Origin of the sequence: Streptomyces rhizosphaerihabitans, assembly GCF_025399795.1 — a bacterium.
Lineage (GTDB): Bacteria > Actinomycetota > Actinomycetes > Streptomycetales > Streptomycetaceae > Streptomyces > Streptomyces rhizosphaerihabitans.
In genome coordinates this window covers 88156-105703 of record NZ_JAODTZ010000036.1, presented here as the reverse complement: position 1 = coordinate 105703, position 17548 = coordinate 88156, and the positions used below count along the sequence as shown (strand labels likewise).

General features: G+C 68.6%; 14 protein-coding genes and 2 pseudogenes. 4 read left to right on the top strand and 12 right to left on the bottom strand.

Annotated features, from left to right (window positions below; genetic code table 11):
• Window positions 1-124, top strand: a pseudogene (locus tag N4G66_RS30070) (2-oxoacid:ferredoxin oxidoreductase subunit beta); the annotation flags it as partial.
• Between the two features lie 228 nt (window positions 125-352).
• On the opposite strand, the gene N4G66_RS30065 reads toward N4G66_RS30070, so the two are convergent.
• Together N4G66_RS30065 and N4G66_RS30060 are read right to left on the bottom strand one after the other, a co-directional pair.
• Window positions 353-1294 carry a M56 family metallopeptidase gene (locus tag N4G66_RS30065; RefSeq protein WP_261707393.1) on the bottom strand — a complete coding sequence of 314 codons (942 nt, stop codon included), beginning with the start codon at window positions 1292-1294 and terminating at the stop codon, window positions 353-355.
• Complete coding sequence (locus N4G66_RS30060; protein ID WP_261707392.1) at window positions 1291-1662, bottom strand: BlaI/MecI/CopY family transcriptional regulator; 372 nt, start codon at window positions 1660-1662, stop codon at window positions 1291-1293. The genes N4G66_RS30065 and N4G66_RS30060 overlap by 4 nt, the downstream gene beginning before the upstream one ends.
• A 333-nt stretch (window positions 1663-1995) precedes the next feature.
• Here N4G66_RS30060 and N4G66_RS30055 point away from each other — a divergent pair, with 333 nt between their 5' ends.
• Entirely contained in the window at window positions 1996-2895 is a 900-nt protein-coding gene (locus tag N4G66_RS30055; protein ID WP_261707391.1) for a GNAT family N-acetyltransferase, read from the top strand.
• Window positions 2896-3066: 171 nt separating this feature from the next.
• On the opposite strand, the gene N4G66_RS30050 is transcribed toward N4G66_RS30055, so the two are convergent.
• Together N4G66_RS30050 and N4G66_RS30045 are read right to left on the bottom strand one after the other, a co-directional pair.
• Complete coding sequence (locus N4G66_RS30050) at window positions 3067-4020, bottom strand: IS481 family transposase (RefSeq protein ID WP_261707401.1); 954 nt, start codon at window positions 4018-4020, stop codon at window positions 3067-3069.
• Window positions 4021-4139: 119 nt separating this feature from the next.
• On the bottom strand, window positions 4140-6839 hold the full coding sequence (locus tag N4G66_RS30045; protein ID WP_261707390.1) for an alpha-L-rhamnosidase-related protein: 2700 nt from the start codon (window positions 6837-6839) through the stop codon (window positions 4140-4142).
• Window positions 6840-7533: 694 nt separating this feature from the next.
• Here N4G66_RS30045 and N4G66_RS30040 point away from each other — a divergent pair.
• Window positions 7534-8181 carry a class I SAM-dependent methyltransferase gene (locus N4G66_RS30040; RefSeq protein ID WP_261707389.1) on the top strand — a complete coding sequence of 216 codons (648 nt, stop codon included), beginning with the start codon at window positions 7534-7536 and terminating at the stop codon, window positions 8179-8181.
• A gap of 155 nt (window positions 8182-8336) precedes the next feature.
• Here N4G66_RS30040 and N4G66_RS46240 read toward each other — a convergent pair.
• The 4 genes and pseudogenes from N4G66_RS46240 to N4G66_RS30025 form a co-directional block, all read right to left on the bottom strand.
• Window positions 8337-8525 (bottom strand): annotated as a pseudogene (locus N4G66_RS46240) (N-acyl homoserine lactonase family protein); the annotation flags it as partial.
• A gap of 141 nt (window positions 8526-8666) precedes the next feature.
• The gene (locus N4G66_RS30035; protein WP_261707400.1) at window positions 8667-9374 is read right to left on the bottom strand and encodes a terpene synthase family protein; all 708 of its coding nucleotides are present in this window, start codon (window positions 9372-9374) and stop codon (window positions 8667-8669) included.
• A gap of 64 nt (window positions 9375-9438) precedes the next feature.
• Window positions 9439-9588, bottom strand: a complete 150-nt coding sequence (locus N4G66_RS30030; protein ID WP_261707388.1) for a hypothetical protein — start codon at window positions 9586-9588, stop codon at window positions 9439-9441.
• Between the two features lie 34 nt (window positions 9589-9622).
• A complete protein-coding gene (locus N4G66_RS30025) occupies window positions 9623-9853 on the bottom strand; it encodes a hypothetical protein (RefSeq protein ID WP_261707387.1) in 231 nt (76 codons plus the stop codon).
• A 541-nt stretch (window positions 9854-10394) separates the two neighbouring features.
• Between N4G66_RS30025 and N4G66_RS30020 the strand changes: the two genes are divergently transcribed.
• Complete coding sequence (locus tag N4G66_RS30020) at window positions 10395-10979, top strand: TerD family protein (RefSeq protein ID WP_261707386.1); 585 nt, start codon at window positions 10395-10397, stop codon at window positions 10977-10979.
• Window positions 10980-11351: 372 nt separating this feature from the next.
• On the opposite strand, the gene N4G66_RS30015 is transcribed toward N4G66_RS30020, so the two are convergent.
• The 4 genes from N4G66_RS30015 to N4G66_RS29995 all read right to left on the bottom strand — a co-directional run bounded on the left by N4G66_RS30015 (window position 11352) and on the right by N4G66_RS29995 (window position 17499).
• Window positions 11352-12923 (bottom strand): MFS transporter, encoded by a 1572-nt coding sequence (locus N4G66_RS30015; protein WP_261707385.1) that lies wholly within the window; start codon window positions 12921-12923, stop codon window positions 11352-11354.
• Between the two features lie 53 nt (window positions 12924-12976).
• Complete coding sequence (locus tag N4G66_RS30010; protein WP_261707384.1) at window positions 12977-14326, bottom strand: alpha/beta hydrolase; 1350 nt, start codon at window positions 14324-14326, stop codon at window positions 12977-12979.
• Between the two features lie 205 nt (window positions 14327-14531).
• Complete coding sequence (locus N4G66_RS30005) at window positions 14532-15392, bottom strand: PaaX family transcriptional regulator (RefSeq protein WP_261707383.1); 861 nt, start codon at window positions 15390-15392, stop codon at window positions 14532-14534.
• 865 nt (window positions 15393-16257) lie between these two features.
• Window positions 16258-17499 (bottom strand): FAD-dependent oxidoreductase, encoded by a 1242-nt coding sequence (locus N4G66_RS29995; RefSeq protein WP_261707382.1) that lies wholly within the window; start codon window positions 17497-17499, stop codon window positions 16258-16260.
• Window positions 17500-17548 lie beyond the last annotated feature (49 nt).

Here is a 17548-nt window from a genome sequence, read left to right as displayed (position 1 = left end):
AATCGACCGGCCGGTCTACGACACGCAGATGGCCGACCAGCTCGACACCGCCATCGAACAGAACGGCAAAGGCGACCTCGCCGCACTCCTCGCCGGCGGCGACACCTGGACCGTCGTCGGGTGACGGACGCCGGTGGTCTCTCCCGGGGCCCGCGGTTTACCTAATCACCATTCAGGGGGACAGCAGAGGGCGGGAGAGGGCGACAACCAGGCTCGTTCGACACGCTGATCAGTACGTGGTTCGCGCCGACGCGGCCCCCGCCGCAGTCCACGGCGCATCCCTCCAGCACGCCGGACTCCCGCCCCCGGCGGGAGTCACACGAGGGTCAAGTCCCTTAGCCCGCCTGCCGGTTCAGTCGCCGGGATCCTCACCCTGGGCGACCTCGACATCGCGGTGCAGTGACACCGCGCCCGCGATGGACGACGCCCCGGCGACCCCGCACACCAGAACCACAGCGACCACGGTCCCTGCGAACCGACGGGACGGCACCTGCTCAAGCAGGGCCCTCACCCGGACGGGTACCGGCCCGCTGGAGGCTCCCGCGGCGAAAGGCGGCGGGACGGCACGGCCCCCGTCACGTGTCGCGGCGAGTGCCGCGCGGCCCACGGCGTGAGCCGTCAGCCTGCGGTCCTTGGTGGCCTCCGCGGCCGCTTCGTCCGCGACACGTTCGGCCGCGAAGGACACCTGCGCCACGACAGCGGCAAGCGCAGGATGACACCATCCGGCGAACTGCGCCGCGGCGAGAAAGACATGATGACGCCCGGTGAGATGAGCCCGCTCGTGCGCGAGAAGAGCCTCACGCTCCGGCGGGGTCAAAGCGCGCAGCATGCCCGTGGTGACCACGATCCGGCTCTCCTTGCGGCGAGTGCCGCCCAGCGCGTACGCCTGCGCCCGGACGTCGTCCACGACGCAGAGTCCGCCGACGTGCGGCAGGTCTGTGACATCGCCGTGCGCCGCACGGAATCGCCGCACCTCTGCCAGCCCCCGTCGCCCAGCGGTGAGACAGGTGACCGCGAGCGCTCCCCCGGCGAGGACGGACAAGGCCCGCACGACTGCCGCAGGACCCGCGTCGAGCGGCTGCATCAGCTCGGCCAGCCGACCGAGTGCCGGAACCGCGAGTGCGATCGGCAGCGACAGAACGCCCAGGCACGCCACGACGCCGATCGCCAGTACCGTCGCCGCCGAAGTGACGGTCCACAGCGCCACGTCGGGGTGCACACGAAGCACGACCCGCCTGGCGAGCGACGGCAGGGCGAACGGGAGCACCAACGGAAGCAGCAGCAGCGCGATCACTGCCCGTTCTCCCCCAACAAGCGCTTCAACTCGACCTCGTCCTCTGGACTCAGCCCCTCGACGAACCGGGCCAGCACCATGCTCCGATCACCGTCCTGATCGAGTTCGCGGTGCATACGGCGAGCCGTCAGCCCGTGCGAGTCGGCCACGGGGAAATACACGAACCCCCGCTTCCCAGGGCTGCGCCCGACGGCCCCCTTGTCGCAGAGACGGGCCAGCAGAGTCGCGACAGTGGTACGAGCGAGCGGCTGCGCCATCGCGGCCCTGACCTGCGCCGCGGTCTGCGGCTTGGCCGCCGCCCACAACGCCGCGAGCACACTCGCCTCCAACTCACCGGCAGGTCGGCGCTCGCCGTCCGTGTCTGTCATGGCCTCTTCCTCTCCCCCGGGCGCTCCACAGCGCAGCAGATCCGCTTCTCTTTGAGGCACAGCCCCTGGCCGACGCCCGCGCCCTCATTATCCAAGGCGGCCATCGCAGCCGGCACGGCACTCGGATTCCGCGTCCGACGACTCAGCGGCGCGGCCGCCCTCCGTCGCCGATGTCGCTGCGCACACCTGCGACGTCTCCGACGCCCCGTCCGGAGGAGCGGAGGTGATCAGCAGCAGTTGCCTCGCCCGGCCGAAAAGCGCGGGCCCGGTCGTGGCGACGGCTCATCTCCAGGCAAGTGCGCCCCGAGCCGAGTTCAGCGGGGATCATGAAGCATGCGCCCGGATGACTGGCACCTCACCGAAGACGTCGACGCCTTCCTCGCCCGAGCGGGAGACTTCCTGCGCTCGCGCCCCGCCCTGCACAACACGCCACTGACGGACATCGACAAATTGCGAGCGGGACCGCGAACACGTGGGACAGACCCACACGGCCCTGCAGCCACCGTCTTCGGCCGGCTGGAGGCAGCAGGTCAGGTTCGCGCCATCTTCTACCGGACTCCGCGCGGCCGTCTGGGCCTCACCCCGCTCTCCGCCGAGCAGGCCGGTACGCTCGCCGCTCACCTGGCCGGCCTCGGTCACTCCCCCTCCAACGTCATCGCGGACCACGACACCGCCACCGCTTTCGCCGAGGCATGGCAGCGGCACACGGGCGCTGTGCCGGTGCCCTTCTGGCGGACGCATCTCTACCGTCTCCGCGGACTCACCCCGCCGCAGCCGCGCCCGGAGGGGCGGGGTCGCGTCGCGGGCGAGCAGGATCACGAGCACGTCGTGCGCTGGTGCCGCGAGTTCTGCGTCGATGTCGGAGAGAACGTCTCCATAGCGGCCATTGACGCCGGCTCCTGGGCCGACTCGCGCTTCGCCGACAGACACTTCACGTTCTGGGAGACCCCGGACGGCATTCCCGCCTCCATGGCGGCCGCGACCTCCATGGTCGGCGGCATGATCCGGGTGGACCCCGTCTACACCCCGTCCCACCTCCGGGGCCGCGGCTACGCGGGGGCCGTGACCGTCGAGGTCAGCAGAGCCGCGCTGGCCGCGGGCGCGACGGACGTCGTGCTCTTCACGGACCCCGCCAACCCCACCAGCAACGCCCTCTACCAGCGCATCGGATACGTCCACGTCGCCGACTTCACCGGGTACGAGTTCTCCTACGGCGCACCAGAAGCCGGGTAGGAACACGACCGCCCGAAGCACGATCTGGCTATCCCTGGTCCTTTGCTTCTCCAGGCGGTCGAGGAGGTTGCCGTGGATCTCCTCAAGCCGGGGCATCTGGTCCGGATCGGGTGTGACTCGTCACGCTGACTGTGGCGTCGGCAAGACATCTGTCGTGATGACAGTCGGCCCCTAGCTGTATTGCCCTGTGAGGTTGGGGACGCGGCTGGCGGGTGGTTTGCCTGCGAGCGCGGTGTGTCCGCGGTGGTGATTGTAGGTGTGCAGCCATTGCGGGAACGCGTCGCGTCGTTCGGTTTCTGAGCGGTAGGGGCGGGCGTAGGCCCACTCCTCCAGCAGGGTGCGGTTGAGGCGTTCGACCTTGCCGTTCGTCTGCGGCCGGTAGGGCCGGGTTCGCTTGTGGGTGATCCCGGCCGCTGCGAGTGTGTCGCGCCAGACGTGGGACTTGTAGCAGGCGCCGTTGTCGGTCAGGACTCGTTCGACGGTGATCCCGCACGAAGTGAAGAACGCCTGGGCCCGTTGCCAGAAGCCGGTGGCGGTCTCCTTCTTCTCGTCGGTGTGTATCTCGCTGTAGGCGAGGCGGGAGTGGTCGTCGACGGCGGTGTGGATGTAGCTGTAGCCGACGTTCGAGCGGGTCTTGCGGCCGGCCTGGCGGCCCAGGGTCTTGTGGCCGCCGCCGTCGGGGATGTTGCCGAGCTTTTTGATGTCCACGTGCATCAGCTCGCCGGGCCGGTCGCGTTCATAGCGGCGGATGACGCGGCCGGTGGCCCGGTCCAGGTGGGTGAGCCGGGCCAGGCGGTAGCGGGTCAGCACCCAGTGCACGGTCGAGGGCACCAGGCCCAGCAGGTGCGCGATGCGGGCCGGGCCCCACCGGCGCAGGACGCGGACCTTGATGATCCGGCGTTCGGTGCGGGTCGGTGTCTGGCGCGGGCTCAGGCGAGGCCGGGAGGGGCGGTCGGCCATCCCGGCCTCACCAAGGGCCCGGTAGCGGTCGGCCCATCGCTGTGCCGTGGTCGGTGAGACCTGGAAGCGTTCGGCGGCCCGACGCAGCGGCCAGCCGTCCTCGACCACGCAGCGGGCCAGACGCAGACGGCCGGTCTCGGTCAGGGGTGCATTACGGTGGACCACGAGGGCCTTTCGGTTGGTGTAGACGTCGCAATCCACACCGAACCGGAAGGCCCTCACCCGTTCAAGATTCCTCAGCCGAGACCTGGCTCACCCGTCCACAACCTCCCGGGACAGAACACCTAGCGCGAGGTGACCTTGTAGCTGCCGTGCTGCTTCACCTTCAGGTAGACGTAGCCGGATTCAAAGTGGCCACCGGTAACTCCAGCCGCAGCAGTGAAGGCCCCGTGACGCCACACCACCTTGCCGTTGACGGCGACGGTGCGGGCCTGGCCGGAGACCGGGATCGCGATGGTGCCACTGGTGGCCTTGGGGGCATTGACGGTCAGACTGAACCGATCAGCGCCAGTCCTGGCAGTCCAGCGGACGTCGATGTCGCCTTGCGGGGTAGGAACGATTCCTCGCGTCCAGGTGAGGTCTCCGGGGTGGGGCTGGACTGTCCAGCTGGTGTATCCCGCTGTATCCGGACGAACGCCCAGGACGTAGCTCGACAATGCGGATGTCGGGGCTGTGGACCACCCGTGGGACAGGCTCGTCCCCGACCCCAGGCCAGGTGTCCCGTCGCGGCCGGAGATGTTCTCCCACATGGTCCCGGTGCGGTTCGGGCCCGCAGCGATCATGTGACCCCACACATTGTGCAAGAGCTCCTGCGCGTTCGCGGTGTCGCCGGCCGCCAGGCGTGCCTGGAGTTCGAACCCACTGATGAAGGGGCTGACCAGGTCTTTGTTGCCTGCGTCGGAGGAGAAGGGAAGCGGTCCGTAAGGGGAGCTCCACAGGGCCGACTTGAGCTTGGCCAGGATCTCCTCATGCTTCGAGGACGGCGCGACTCCGTACAGGACGGCCAGGGCGTTGGCGTCCTGCGCGACTCCTGACTGGGTGTCACTGATTTTGTAGAGGCCGCTCTTCGAGTCGTAGAGACGTTCATTGATCCGCGTCTTCAGCGTCTCGGCATCCGCCCTGTAGGCAGCGGCTTGTGAGGCCTCTCCTGCGGCGGTCGCCAGTGCCGCACCGTCGAGCAGTGTCTTGTAGTAAAGGATGTTGTAAGCGGAGACCTCGCCGCCCTTGTCGCTGTCGTAGAAGTTCCAGTCCGCGCCGTCGACTCCGGCTCTGGTCGAGAACAAGCCGTTCCCGTCGAGCCGCGTCGCGTTCCAGGCGAGCTCACGCTTGACGACGGGCCATTGCCTGGCGATGAAATCCTTGTCGCCGGTGTGGAGGTAGTAGCTTGCCAGGCCGGTGACGAAGTACATGGAGTACGTGGCCGAGTAGGTGGTCGTGTCGCCCGGGGTGAGCGGTCCGAGGTGCGGCACGGTCGCCGGGTGAAGGGCGCCGGGAACGAACCCGCTGGAAAGCTGCCGGCTGCCCAGCAGGTTCAGGGACTGCTTGATGTACTCCGGGTTGTTCACGGAGTAGTAGTCGGTGAGGCCCTCGACCAGGATGTCGCCGCTCCAGATCGCACGGTCGCGCCTGGCTCCGTCGAGCACCGACGCCAGCGCGTTGGACCCCGGTGGAGTGAAGTCGGCGAGCGCGGCGGGAGCGGTCAGAGCGGTGCTGTAGAGCGTCGTGCCCGTACTGCTGACGACAGTGAGGTCCTTGAAGGCCGCCTTCTCGTCGCCGAACTCACGAAACCCTATGGTCCCAGCTGGATCGGCAACGGCGCCGGAGGGCAGAGCCGACGTGTCGACGCGGTCGATCTGCCTGCCGTCCAGCGAGATCGTCATGTCGGCTCCGGACACCGTGGTAGCCACGGTGTGCCAGGTCCCCTCGTCCACGGAGGACGGCAGAGCTACGGAGCCGAGGCTGGTGTAGGCCCCGTCATGGACGTTGAACTTCTGCAGCGTATTCGGGGCACCGCCGGTGTCGGTGCTGTCGTCGAGAATGAACAGGTAGCCGTTCTGAGAGTTCTGCGCGCGGACCATCCACCCGGCCTGGTTGTGGAGAATCTTCGTCCGGAAGGTCGTCGTGTAGTCGCTCCAGGAGGCTCCACGATTCAGGACCCCGGCACCGTCATTGATCTTCGAACCGCCGGCATTCAAAGCGCCGTCCTGGACGGACCAGGACCCGGGAAGGGAGTTGGCCGGAACGAGATCGGTCTGCAAGGTGTACGCACCGGCGTACCAGATCTTGTTCAACTCGTCCGAACTCGAGAGGAAGTGGCCCCCGTACCCGTCTGCCTGGGTGCGGTCGGCGATGTAGTCGATTCCGACCTTGCTCAGTGTCAGGCGGCCTGGCGTGGAGAGCGTGATCTGCTGGTACCGCTCGCCTCCCTGCGCGGAGCGGTTGGTGATCGTGCCCGGTCCAGAGACCTGGTAGGTGTTGGATCGAGAACTGTCGCCGTCGGCCCATGGCGGCGACCCGTCACCGGACGGGCTCATGTACTGCAGGCCCTCGCTGTACGCGGCCTTCAAGGTCGGGGACCCGGACTTGGCAGAGACGTTGAAGTAGGGCAGGCCGCCTACCTCTTGGCCATAGTCGAGAAGGACGGTCGGTGCTTCTCCGCCGTCGACGTAGGTCAGCGTTGCTCCGCCCGACCCGCCGCACAGAAGGTTCCGGGCGCCTTCGACAGCGCCTGACGTGCTGACCACGGAAACCGGGCACACATCGGAACGCTTCGGAGTCTGGACGTACTCCCGCCAGTCACTGGGGACTCGGGGCGCCTTGGAGTGGGCTGCACGCTCTGCGGAGACGAGAGCCCGCGTCGCTGCTGTGGCGGACGGTGCCATCGGCTGGGCGAGCATGGCGAGGATGAGGGCCAGGCCCAGCGAGATGGCTGCGCCGGTCGAGCTGCGTCTACGGGGTAGATGCCTTCTGCCGTAAATGATCATGCGTACTCCGAGGTTGCGGGTGCTTCCCTTGATGATCCGGACGCGACGATGCTCCGCCGAGGAATGCGCAGGCCAGGGCGGGCGGATGACGGCTCGAATTATTTTGAAACGATTCAATTCGATACTGCAAGACGCAAGCTATGCAGGAGCTGTAAGTACGTCAACCCATAGCGCAGGCCTCGTCGCGCCTCCCAGGCCTGCCGGCAGGCCTGGGAGGCTCTCGGGACTGGTGGGTGCTGCTCGACCAGGCCGATGATCCTCGAGCGTTCGGCCTCGGTGATCCGTCGTTTGCGGCCCTGCCCGCCCAGATCCTCCAGCCCGTCCAGGCCCAGGCGGAGGGTGTGCGACTCCGGACGAGATTGCGCTGGTGCGCGGTGAGTTGGAGACGTTCGCGGCGGAGGTGTTCGAGCCGTTTGCGCGCACGGACCAGCGCCGGGTCGGGGAATTTGCCCGCCAATGCCCACCAGACGACAAGAAGCCTGCCGATTTCACGACAGATATCGTGCCGATCGGTCATCGAAACCCCAGGTCGGGGTCCTCGTAGGACGACAACTAGCGAGACGAGTCACATCGGGCCGGAGTCGAGGGCATCCGACGCCTGTCTCTCCGAACTGGCGACAGCCCGGGCGAACGGGCGGGAGGGAACTCGTGATTCTCTCGGCTCGCCTCGGAGCCAGGAACTACTGTCGCGAGCATGGTCGAACACGATGCCCTCAGTGTCACCCGCGATGCTTACGACGCTGTTGCCCCCACCTATGCGGAGCTGTTCCGCGACACGCTGCGTGACAGCCCGCTGGACCGCGCGATCTTGAACGCCTTCGCCGAGGTCGCAAGTGCGAGTGGGGACGGCCAAGTCGCGGATCTGGGGTGCGGGCCTGGCCATATCACCGCTTATCTGGATGAGCTGGGGCTGGCGGCGTTCGGTGTCGACGTCTCTCCTGCAATGATCAAGTTGGCTCGGCAGGCCTATCCGGGCCTGCGGTTCGACGTAGGCTCGATGACCGCGTCGAACATCGCCGACGGCGTGCTCGGCGGCGTACTCTCACGTTGGTCCATCATCCACACTCCCCCGCAGGAACTCCCCGTCATCCTGGCTGAGTTCCATCGTGTGCTGGCACCTGGCGGCCACCTTCTGGTCGGCTTTTCGGCAAGCGATGATCCCTCCCACCCGACGCAGGTCTTCGATCACACCGTCGCGCCGGCCTATCGGTGGTGGCCTGATCATCTCGCCGCGATGCTGCGCGAGTCCGGGTTGGCCGAGGTGGCCCGGATGGTTCGCGAGCCTCAGCCCACCGACCGGCGGCAGTTCCAGGAGGTTCAACTGCTCGCCCGCAAAGCCTAGACAGAGGCCTTCCGATCGAACACACGAGCCCGAGACGTCCTTCGGCGAGCGTTGGGGGGACCGGCTCTGGTTGAACGTTCCTGGCCCCTTCTGCACCGGCATCTCCGACAACTGTTGGACCGGCCACTCGCACGTACCGCGTCACGTCGCGGGTCGAAGTCGGCAAGCTCCTCGATCGTGTAGTTGCCCCGGCGGGCCGCGGCCGGCTCGGCTGTCTGGACCAGGATCGGCTTCCCGCCCACAGGAGAGGATTCCCGCCGTGCCTCTCGCCGTGCACGGCGGCGGGGTCGGTAGTGCGCCTCGGTCTCGGAGTCGGCGCTGCCGATGCCGGTGTCAGAAAGAAGTCAGTCCCGCTCCGAGGTTGCGCAGCGGGCGCAGCCGGTGGGCGCGGGCGGAGGCTTCCATGCGGACGGCTTCGGCGAGGTCGGCTGCTTCCTGCGCCGCAACTGCTCACACCCGGAACTGACGGCGCCTGCAAGGTGCTGTCACGCGCCGAGGATCTGGTCGAAGTAACCAGGTCCGGTGCTGGGGAGGACGTGGGGTGCCCTCGTGTAGCGCTGGGTCTGGGTCTGCCAGGCGTGATATCCGCTCATCCACGCGCCCATGATCTCGATGTACGTGTCCACGGCGGCCGCTGCCCCGCCGGTCAGCCTCAGTTGTGCGCACAGGGCGGGCATCTGCAGGGCGAGTTCCTGAAACCGTTCGGCGCGCCGACGGACCTCCCGGCGGGCGTGGCTGATCGCTTCGTCGCGGGTGCAGCGGCGGCTGTGTTCGATGACCAGGACGAGGTTGTCCATGTCGCCGCGCGCTTCCTCCTTCTCCAACGAGTAGACGTCGTTGCACATGAAGGTGACGTCGATGGCTGCCTGCCTCATGATCCGCAGCTGCGGGCTGTGGAAGGCGGCCGCGGGGACGGTGATGCCGGCGGCCCGCTCACCGAGGGAGAGCGGCAGGTCGGTACCGGCGATGCCGCGCCGGACCTGGAGGTAGGTCTCCATGTCCGCCGGGGTCCCACGGAGTCGGCCTATCGCCTCGTGGGCCTGGGATGCGAAGTAGTACTCCCATTCGTGTGCGGTCCGCGCGACCGAGCCGGGATCCGCTCCGTCGGTGCTGCGCGCCCAGCTCTGGGACACAACAGCCCGGATTCCACGCAGCCTTGCGCAGATCTGTGAGGATTCTCCGGGTGAAGGCACCACGCGGGTCGCGGCACGGCGGTCTCCCGCGGGTCCGCTACCACGACGGCCCGGCCACCGGTGGTCAGCCGAACACCAGGAGTGCGAGGGCCAGCGCCGTATTGACGACGAGCAGGGGAAGGACCACGGGCCTGCCCCTGTCTTCGGGAGCGCTGCGCCCGGTCGGCCGCAGAGCGGGATCGGTCAGGACGTCGTCCCCCCGCCCCCCTCGCACGATGACAGCGACCAGCAGGACCACAGAGACGAAATCACCGGGCGGTCGAACTGCGCGCCCGGCGCCGCCACCGCGCAAACGGAGTCACCAGCGCCGACCACGCAAGGGTGATCGTCAGGAACTTGAAGGCGTTGCGCGGCACCGTATCGGTCCAACCGAGCGTCACCGCGAACAGGGCACCGAAAACCAGAACCCCGACGCTGAACAGCAGCCAGTTCATCAGCAGTTCCTGCCACCACGGACGAGCCTGCATCCATTCCCTCATGGCGGCCATCATGCATGATCACCCGCTGGACGCCTCCGGTGGGAGCCGACGTGCGAACGGTCCGTGAGTCGGCACCTCATCGGCACCCCGTGAGCGCCCCACGAGCGCCGAGGCGACACCCACTGCCGCCGGCCCGCACAGATGATCATTCATGGTTCTGGTCAGGCAGCCGAGCTGTCCGTCGGCAACGACCACGAGCTGTCCGCCCACCCGGGACGGACCACTGTCCGTGGACATGGCGGAGCAAGCAGTTGTTGAAAGCCGCCCCTCCGACGGTTTTCGGTCGTACGCGGTTCGAGGACGCGACGGATACGAGTGGCCCGATCCGGACCAGCGGACATCAGGCGACCGACGCCCAGCAGGCGGCAGAGTTGATGCCCGTGCGGCGCCGGACACTGCCTTGCTCAGCTGATCTGCCGACGGATACTCGGGGCCCCACTCTTCCCGGCGGCGGGCACGCTGGGACCCAGCGCATGGAACCATTTGAGCGCCAGGCACACTCTGCGTGTTGTAGTCCCTTTCACCGGAGGATGGCCCAAGCATGATCACGCTCACCAAGGAAGACGGCCCGGCCGACCTGGACGGAGTAACCCACCTGTCCATCGGGGTGTCATGGGACCCTACGGCAGGCAGCAGCGGAGGAGTCATGGGCAAGCTCCGCCTCAAGAGCGGCACCGACCTCGACCTGATCGCCGTCGCCATGCACGGCTCAGACCCGGTGCGCCTGGCCGGCCTCGATTCCCTCGACCCCATGGGCAACGGCTCCCTGATACACAGCGGTGACAACCAGAACGGACACGGCGACGGCGACGATGAAACCGTCTCGGTGGAGTTCGCACGCATCCCTGCCCACATCACGTCGATCGTGTTCGTAGCCGCCGCCTTCAAGAAGGGAAGCTCCTTCCAGAAGGCACGCAACATCAGCTTCAAGGTCTACGACGCAACCGGCGGCAGCTCCCAGCAAGTCGCGGACATCTGGCCCAGCCTGCTCACCCAGGACAACGGCTGCGCCGTGGCCAAGGCCGTGCGGGTCGCCGGTACCTGGAAGCTTGAAGTGATCAACGTGACGGGAAAGATCAAGCAGGGTGATGAACAGGCCCTGATGCGCTTCGCCCTGAGCAAGTAGACCCGTATCTGAGGCCGGTACCCGTCTGAAGCTCGCGTCCGCGGGCAAGGGTCCGTGCTGTTGGCTGTCGCCGGCCCGCGCTGCCGGCGACAGCCCGGAAAGGATCGGCCTCACGACTCGTATGCCGCGCCTGCACGGAGGTGACGTGTTGCAGCGGCGTTGCATCCATCGCGGAGGATTTGCAGGCTCGACCCCAGGACGTATTCCGCACGGTGAAGTGGACCGAGTCGACGGGTCCGCCCCACGCACTCCCACTCCCCTACCGCGCCGGCACCGGCGCCGACCGGCAAACCGTGTGTCACACGGAGTACGCCGGAGCGGAGGACCCGTTGGACGGCCCGGGGGATCAGGCAGCGCCCATGCCGCGCCGTCTTACTGTCCGGAGGATTCGTCGCGCGAGGCGGCTCGACCACGGAGTGTGACGAGGGCCAGCAACGCGGAGAACAGTGCGGCCGAGCCGCAGACCACGAAGCCGATCGAATAGCCGTGGCCGAGGGCGTCCAGGGCGAGCGGGTGCAGGTCGGCCAGTTCGGGGGACGCGGCCGAGGCGCCGTTCACCGCGAGGGGGCCACCCTCTTCCAGTACGGCCGTGCCCGCTCCCTTGAGAGCCCCAGGGAGGGCGGAGTCGTGCAGAGAGTTCGAGAAGTCGCTCGCCGCGCGGCTGAGGGCCACCGCGCCGATGACCGCCGGACCGAGGGTGAAGCCGAAGTCGCGCAGCAGGTTGGTGGTGGCGCTTGCCATGCCGGCCAGGCGCAGCGGCACGGTGTTGACGGCGGTCGCCGTGATCGACGAGACGGTGATCGCGAAGCCCAGGCCGACCAGGCCGAGCGGCAGAATCAGCGAGGTGAACGCGCTGTCGGTGATCGGCAGCGTGGCCGCCCAGTAGTCGCCCGCCGCAATCAGCAGCAGCCCGGCGCTCAGCAGCAACCCCGGAGCCACCGTCCGTAGCAGCCGCTCGGTCAGCGGCAGCATCACCAGCGCAATGCCGTTGAGCAGGACGAATGCCAGGCCCGTCCGCATCGGTGCTTGGTCCTGCACCGGGCCGAGGCGGATGCTGACGGAGTAGGCGGTGCCCAGGAAGGCGAACATCCCCACCACGGCCACGGCGGAGGCGACCGTGAAGGCACGGTTGCGGAACAGGTCGAGCCGCAGCAGCGGAGACTTGGCGCGCCTCTCCGCCAGGACGAAGGCAGCGAGGAACACGGCCGCCAGCACGAAGGCGATGACGATCGAGGGCGAGCCCCATCCGTCCGTGGGACCCTGGATGATGGCATAGAGCAGGGCGAACAGACCCATTCCTATGGTCAGTTGGCCTGCGATGTCGATCGAACGTCCCTCGGGGGCACTGGAGTTGACGGCGAACCGAGCACTGATGGCGGCGCTCGCCGCGGCGACGGCGGTGACGACGACGAAGGACCAGCGCCACGAGCCGTAGGTGGCGGTGACGCCGCCGAGCAGCGGGGCGAGGAACCCGCCGGTGGACAGCAGGGCCGCCCACATGGCGATGACCCGGGCGCGCTGTGCGGGCGAGGTGGTCCCGGCGGCCAGGATGGCGAGTGAGGTCGGGAACAGGGCGGCCGCGCCCAGGCCGGCCAGGGCCTGTCCGGTCCAGAGTTGGTGGACGCCGGAGGCGGTGGCGCTGACCACTTCTCCTACGGCGAGCAGTGCGGCGCCGCCGACCAGCAGCCGCTTTCGGCCGAAGAGGTCGCCGAGCAGGCCGAAGGTCAGCTCCAGTACGGCCACCGGGAGCAGGAAGGCGTCGGAGATCCAGGTGAGCTGTGAGCCGACGGGGTGCAGGTCGGACTGGAACAACCCGTTGAGGGTGGCCGGTATGGCCAGGCCGATCTGGGCGAGGCAGACGGCGAGGAGACCGGCGACCAGGGTGCCTGTGGTCAGGCCGGGGCCGGTGGCGGTTCTGACGGAGGGTTCGGTCGTCGTTGACACGGAGGGCTCCTGAGGGGCGGGAATCTCGGGGTGCGAAGGCAACGGCCACGCGGTCAGCGCGTGCCGGTCGGACGGCTCGGCCGGTAATCGGTGAAGGCGGCGCCCCCGAGGTTCAACTCGGTTGCGCTGTGCTGGAGTTCTTCAGCGGTGGCCGCGTCGTCCCAGTGCCCGGTGTCCAGCCGGTGCTCTACGGCGTGAAGGCCGGCGATCACTTCCGCGGTAGTGAAGTTGCAGTGGCTCTGACGGGCGACGTAGGCCTGGCGCAGCCGTGCGGAGTCACCGGCCCTGCGCACCCTCTCGGCGAAGGCCGACTCCTGCTCGACGGGCACGAGTTGGTCGGCGGTGGTGTGAATGTCCAGCAGCGGCACAGCCACCCCCTGACCGGCGGTGGAGGTCCGCTTCAGATGAGCCACCGCGGCAGGGTCGGCCATGACGTCCGCACCGCGGGTGAGCCGGTTCAGGTCGGTGCGGAGGTTGAGCCCGGCGTCGCGGTAGAGCGCTGCGACCTGCTTGGCGTGGGCGGACTTGTGCAGCAGCCCCGCGTAGTCGACGCCCGTGTTCCACGACGTGTTGCCGCCCGCGGACTGCTCCACCGACCAGCGCGCCGGGATGATGAAGCGGAGCAGGCCTTGGGCCAGCCATGCGTACTGCTGCTGTTCCTGGCCCGCGAAGTCGTCGCGGGCGGGAGGCTGTTGACCGGGTGCCCAGTCGGCCAGGTTGAGGTAGGCGGCCGCCAGTGCGATCCGGGCGCGCCCTGCCGGGGTCTGCTGCGCCGTCTCCACCGCCTTCGAGAGCCGGTCGGCGAGAGCAGCGGCGTCGGCCTGGCCGCCGAGGTTCACGAGGTTGTCGGCGTCGGCCGGGTCGAAGAACGTGGCCAGGGTGTACTCGGCGTCCAGTTGGTAGTTGTCCAGGTCGACGCCACCCGCGACCAGGCCGCACAGGCCGAGCGAGCCGTCGACGCGTCCCGCACCGTCCCGGGCGATCTGGGCATTGATCAGGCCGCCCATGGACAGACCCACGGAGATGACCCGGGTCGGGGTGCCGACCTGCCCCCGAAAGGCGGCGAGCGCGGCGAACTGGTCCCGCTCGGCCGAGTCGAGCGCCCACATCGAGCCGTGCGGGTCGTAGGAGGAGCCGGCGAGGGCATAGCCGGCGTCCAGCAGTGCCTGCTGCGCGGCGGCCGACGGGGCGTCGGCGGCGACAGTCGGTCCGAATCCGTGGCTGAACAGGAGCAGGGTGCCGTTCCACTGCGCGGGTTTGTCCGCGATCCAGGTGGCACCGTCGGACAGAGTGCCGGAGTAGTCCTCGCTGGCCGCGGCTTGGGCGCCTGTCGCCGACCCGAGCAGTGTGGTGGCGAGGGCTGTCGTGCAGGCGGCGAGGGTCGAAAGACGGGGTCGGGGCATGACGGCGGCTCCGCAAGTCGAATGGGGGGAGCAAGCTGCTGCGCGCTGCGAACTTAGGGCTCTTTTTTGATTGCCGTCAATAGACTGCCCAATAATGCGACAGGCAGGCCCGCGAGAAAGATCCGCGAGGCGAGTCCGCACAGGTAGGCGCCCGAGGCCCGGGAACGGGTCCGCACAGGCAGGCACCCGAGGCTCCGGGAGCAGGTCAGCCCAGGGGCAGAGTGTCGAGAATGTCTGCGGCGGCCCGCAGTGCCGAGCGCTCCCAGCGGCTGGCCAGACCGCGGAAGACAGTCTCCGCCCGGGCGGCGGGCCAGTCCGCCGGAAGATGCTCGGCGGGCAGATGCGGGTCGCGCCGCACCAGGTCGAGCCAGTCGGTGTGCAGCAGGAGCTGACCTGCCAGTTCGTCGCCGGAGGCCGCTGCGGGCAGCGGGTCGGTGCGGTCCCAGCGTTCCAGGAACACCCGGTACCTTGCACCGATGGCCGGCACGTCGAACGCCTGCTCCAGCACCTCACGGACGTCGGTCGGTGACTCCACTTCGGCCCGGAACACCCTCAGGTACGGCTCCAGGCCCAGACCCGCCACCATCTCGCGGACGTCGACACGCGTCGGGGCCACCCACAGGCCGTTCTGCAACGGCCCGAAGCCCGCCCAGATCAGACGGGAGCGCAGATCGTGCCGCTCACGGCTCCAGGCCTCGGGGAGCGAAAAGCCCACCATCGTCCACCGTCCGTCCCAGTCCCGGTTGACCGCGCCGGTGCGCCAGATACGGTCCCTGCCGTCCGTCAGCACCTGGACGGCGTGCGGCGTCAGCCCGAAATAGGTCTTCCGGCCCTGACGGCGACGCTCCAGCAAACCCCGTTTGACCATCCGGTTCAGCGTCGTCCGGACAGCATCCTCAGTAGTGCCCACCCTCCCCAGAGCGGCGATCACACTGCCCGACGACACGGCGATGGACCGACCCAGCACATGCGCGCCGAAGAAGGTCAGCATCAGGGACTGGGTTCGCGGCTCGGGACCGCTCCCGGCCGTGGTTTCGGCCGCGACATCGACACTGGTCACCGCCATAGCGTAGGCCCGGGGCGAACGTGCACCGTCCCCACTCCAAGAAACGTGTCACTTCTGTGACTGCAATCAATAAACAGTTCAATATCGGAGACCGGAGCACGGGGAATGGAAGGTGACCGGCAGCGCCTCGGGGACCTGGCGGAGCGTCACCCCACCGGTCCGACGCCAAGACGTACGCGCTCGCCGGAACCGGCTCTCCCAGTGCTCTTCCTCCACCGCCCACCTCTGCCGCTATGCCTGCTCCGCTTCCTGGAGCCGATGGCGGCGCCGCTCTCGAGCAGTAGCCGACGCCGGCTCGACAGCACGCCCTGGCCGATTCATCGATGCCCCCTGGGCCCACACACTGAGTGGCTCATCGGTCCTGCCCGTGTCCGGTGAACATGTCGATCAGTCCTTGGGGTGTGTTGTCGCCGAAGAGAAGTTCGTGGAGCTGGGCGCCGTCGGTGGCGGCCGCTGCACTGCGGGGAAACAGGGCTTGCTCGTATTCCGTGAGAGCAGGGCTTGCTCATATTCCGTGAGAGCGGCCTCGGGGTCACCGGGGTGCGCAGCCCTATCCGGAACCGGGCTCCCTCTGCCGAATGGGTTCATCCCGGCTGCCGCCCGACAATCGACGAATCCCCCGTGGGCTCAACGTGCGGGTGCCACGCACGCCCGCTCGTACTGATCCACCTTCGCCCCCTTGGGATCGTGCCGTGTGCGGCAACCATCGCAAGGCGGCGAACCACACGACGAGCGCGGCTTGCGTTTCCGAGCGCTCCCGGCAGCCGCGGCCGTCGTCCCGCAGGGCCGTCGGCGGTTCGACGGCCGACTGGGGCGGTCACCACGACCGGGTCTCGGCGGGAACCGATCGGCTCCCGCCCGCCCGTCAGGCGGTGCGACGACCGGTCAGCCGGGAGAGGAGGGAGGCCGCGGTCGCCACCGGACCGCCGCCCTGGCGAGCCACCGCCAAGGAGTCGCGTACCGCGGTGAAACCGTAGTCGATCATGTCGCTCTCGTAGCGCCCGATCCCTTCCAGCAGTTCCTGCCCGCCCTCGGCCACCCGCGTCAGCTCGGCGCACAGCCGGCCCGCATCCTTGAGGGCGATGTTCGCGCCGGAACCCCTGCTGGGCGGCATCGCGTGGATCGCGTCCCCGAGCAGCGTGACCGTCGTCGTCGGCCACGGTCCGACCGGGTCAGAGGTGCGGATGCCGACGAAGAACGTCTCCTCCGGTGCCGCCCCGACGACCAGCTGCCGCAGGTGGGGATGCCAGCCCGAGACCAGATCCTCGGCGATGGCCCGCAGCCCCGAGCCGTCCAGCGCCCGCATGCGTCCGTCGGCCGGGAACGCGCTGCCCTTCCCCGACAACGCCCACATGACGTACGAGTCCGCGCCCTCGAAGTCCGCCGCAGGCCAGAGCCGGGCCGCGGCATCGGCGGGCCGCTCCTGGAACCGCACCAGCCCGAGGGCCATGCCCAGCTTGCGCGAACCCACGACGGCGGCGAAGCCGTCCCACAGCATGCCCGGCAGTCGGGCGGCCCTCTCGTCGCTGAGTGGTGTCTTCCCGTACAGCACCCGGTCCCCGGTGTCCCGCACTCGCGCCAGCGGCAGGTACTGACCCCGGACGCGGGAGCCTACGCCGTCCGCGCCCACCAGGACGTCGGCGACGTCCTGGGTACCGTCCTCGAAGAAGGCCCGTACGCCGCCTGCGGGGTCCTTGTCGTCCTGTTCATAGCGGACGAACGTCTTCCCGAATCTCACGAGGTCTTCCAGCCCGGCCAGCAGGATCGTCCGCAGCACGAACCGGTCCACCGAGGTGTTCACCCTGGCGGGGACGGACATGTCCGGCTCGGGGAACTCGACACGGTGCAGCGGCTTGAGCTGCTTGGTCACGACGGTGACCTGTCGGCTGGGGCTGCTCGCGGTCGCCAGGAACAAGTCGTACAACTCCGGCGGAAGACACGCCTGAAGCCCCTGCGCGGCCCGTCCGTCGATGTGCAGTCGGTAGCCCTGCTGTCGGGCGTCCAGGCCGAAGTCGCGCTCGTACACGACGACATCGATGCCGGCCCGTCTGAGCCCCTGGGCCAGACAAAGGCCGCCGAGACCGGCTCCGACGACTGCCACGCGCATCTGCAAACCACCCGCCCTCAACTTCGTTCCGCTCGCTTGCTCGATGCCG

Coding starts and splice junctions, on each gene's coding strand:
- N4G66_RS30060 (WP_261707392.1), bottom strand. CDS start 1,662: ATGACAGACACGGACGGCGAGCGCCGACCTGCCGGTGAGTTGGAGGCG.
- N4G66_RS30055 (WP_261707391.1), top strand. CDS start 1,996: ATGCGCCCGGATGACTGGCACCTCACCGAAGACGTCGACGCCTTCCTC.
- N4G66_RS30045 (WP_261707390.1), bottom strand. CDS start 6,839: ATGATCATTTACGGCAGAAGGCATCTACCCCGTAGACGCAGCTCGACC.
- N4G66_RS30040 (WP_261707389.1), top strand. CDS start 7,534: ATGGTCGAACACGATGCCCTCAGTGTCACCCGCGATGCTTACGACGCT.
- N4G66_RS30025 (WP_261707387.1), bottom strand. CDS start 9,853: ATGAGGGAATGGATGCAGGCTCGTCCGTGGTGGCAGGAACTGCTGATG.
- N4G66_RS30020 (WP_261707386.1), top strand. CDS start 10,395: ATGATCACGCTCACCAAGGAAGACGGCCCGGCCGACCTGGACGGAGTA.
- N4G66_RS30010 (WP_261707384.1), bottom strand. CDS start 14,326: ATGCCCCGACCCCGTCTTTCGACCCTCGCCGCCTGCACGACAGCCCTC.
- N4G66_RS30005 (WP_261707383.1), bottom strand. CDS start 15,392: ATGGCGGTGACCAGTGTCGATGTCGCGGCCGAAACCACGGCCGGGAGC.
- N4G66_RS29995 (WP_261707382.1), bottom strand. CDS start 17,499: ATGCGCGTGGCAGTCGTCGGAGCCGGTCTCGGCGGCCTTTGTCTGGCC.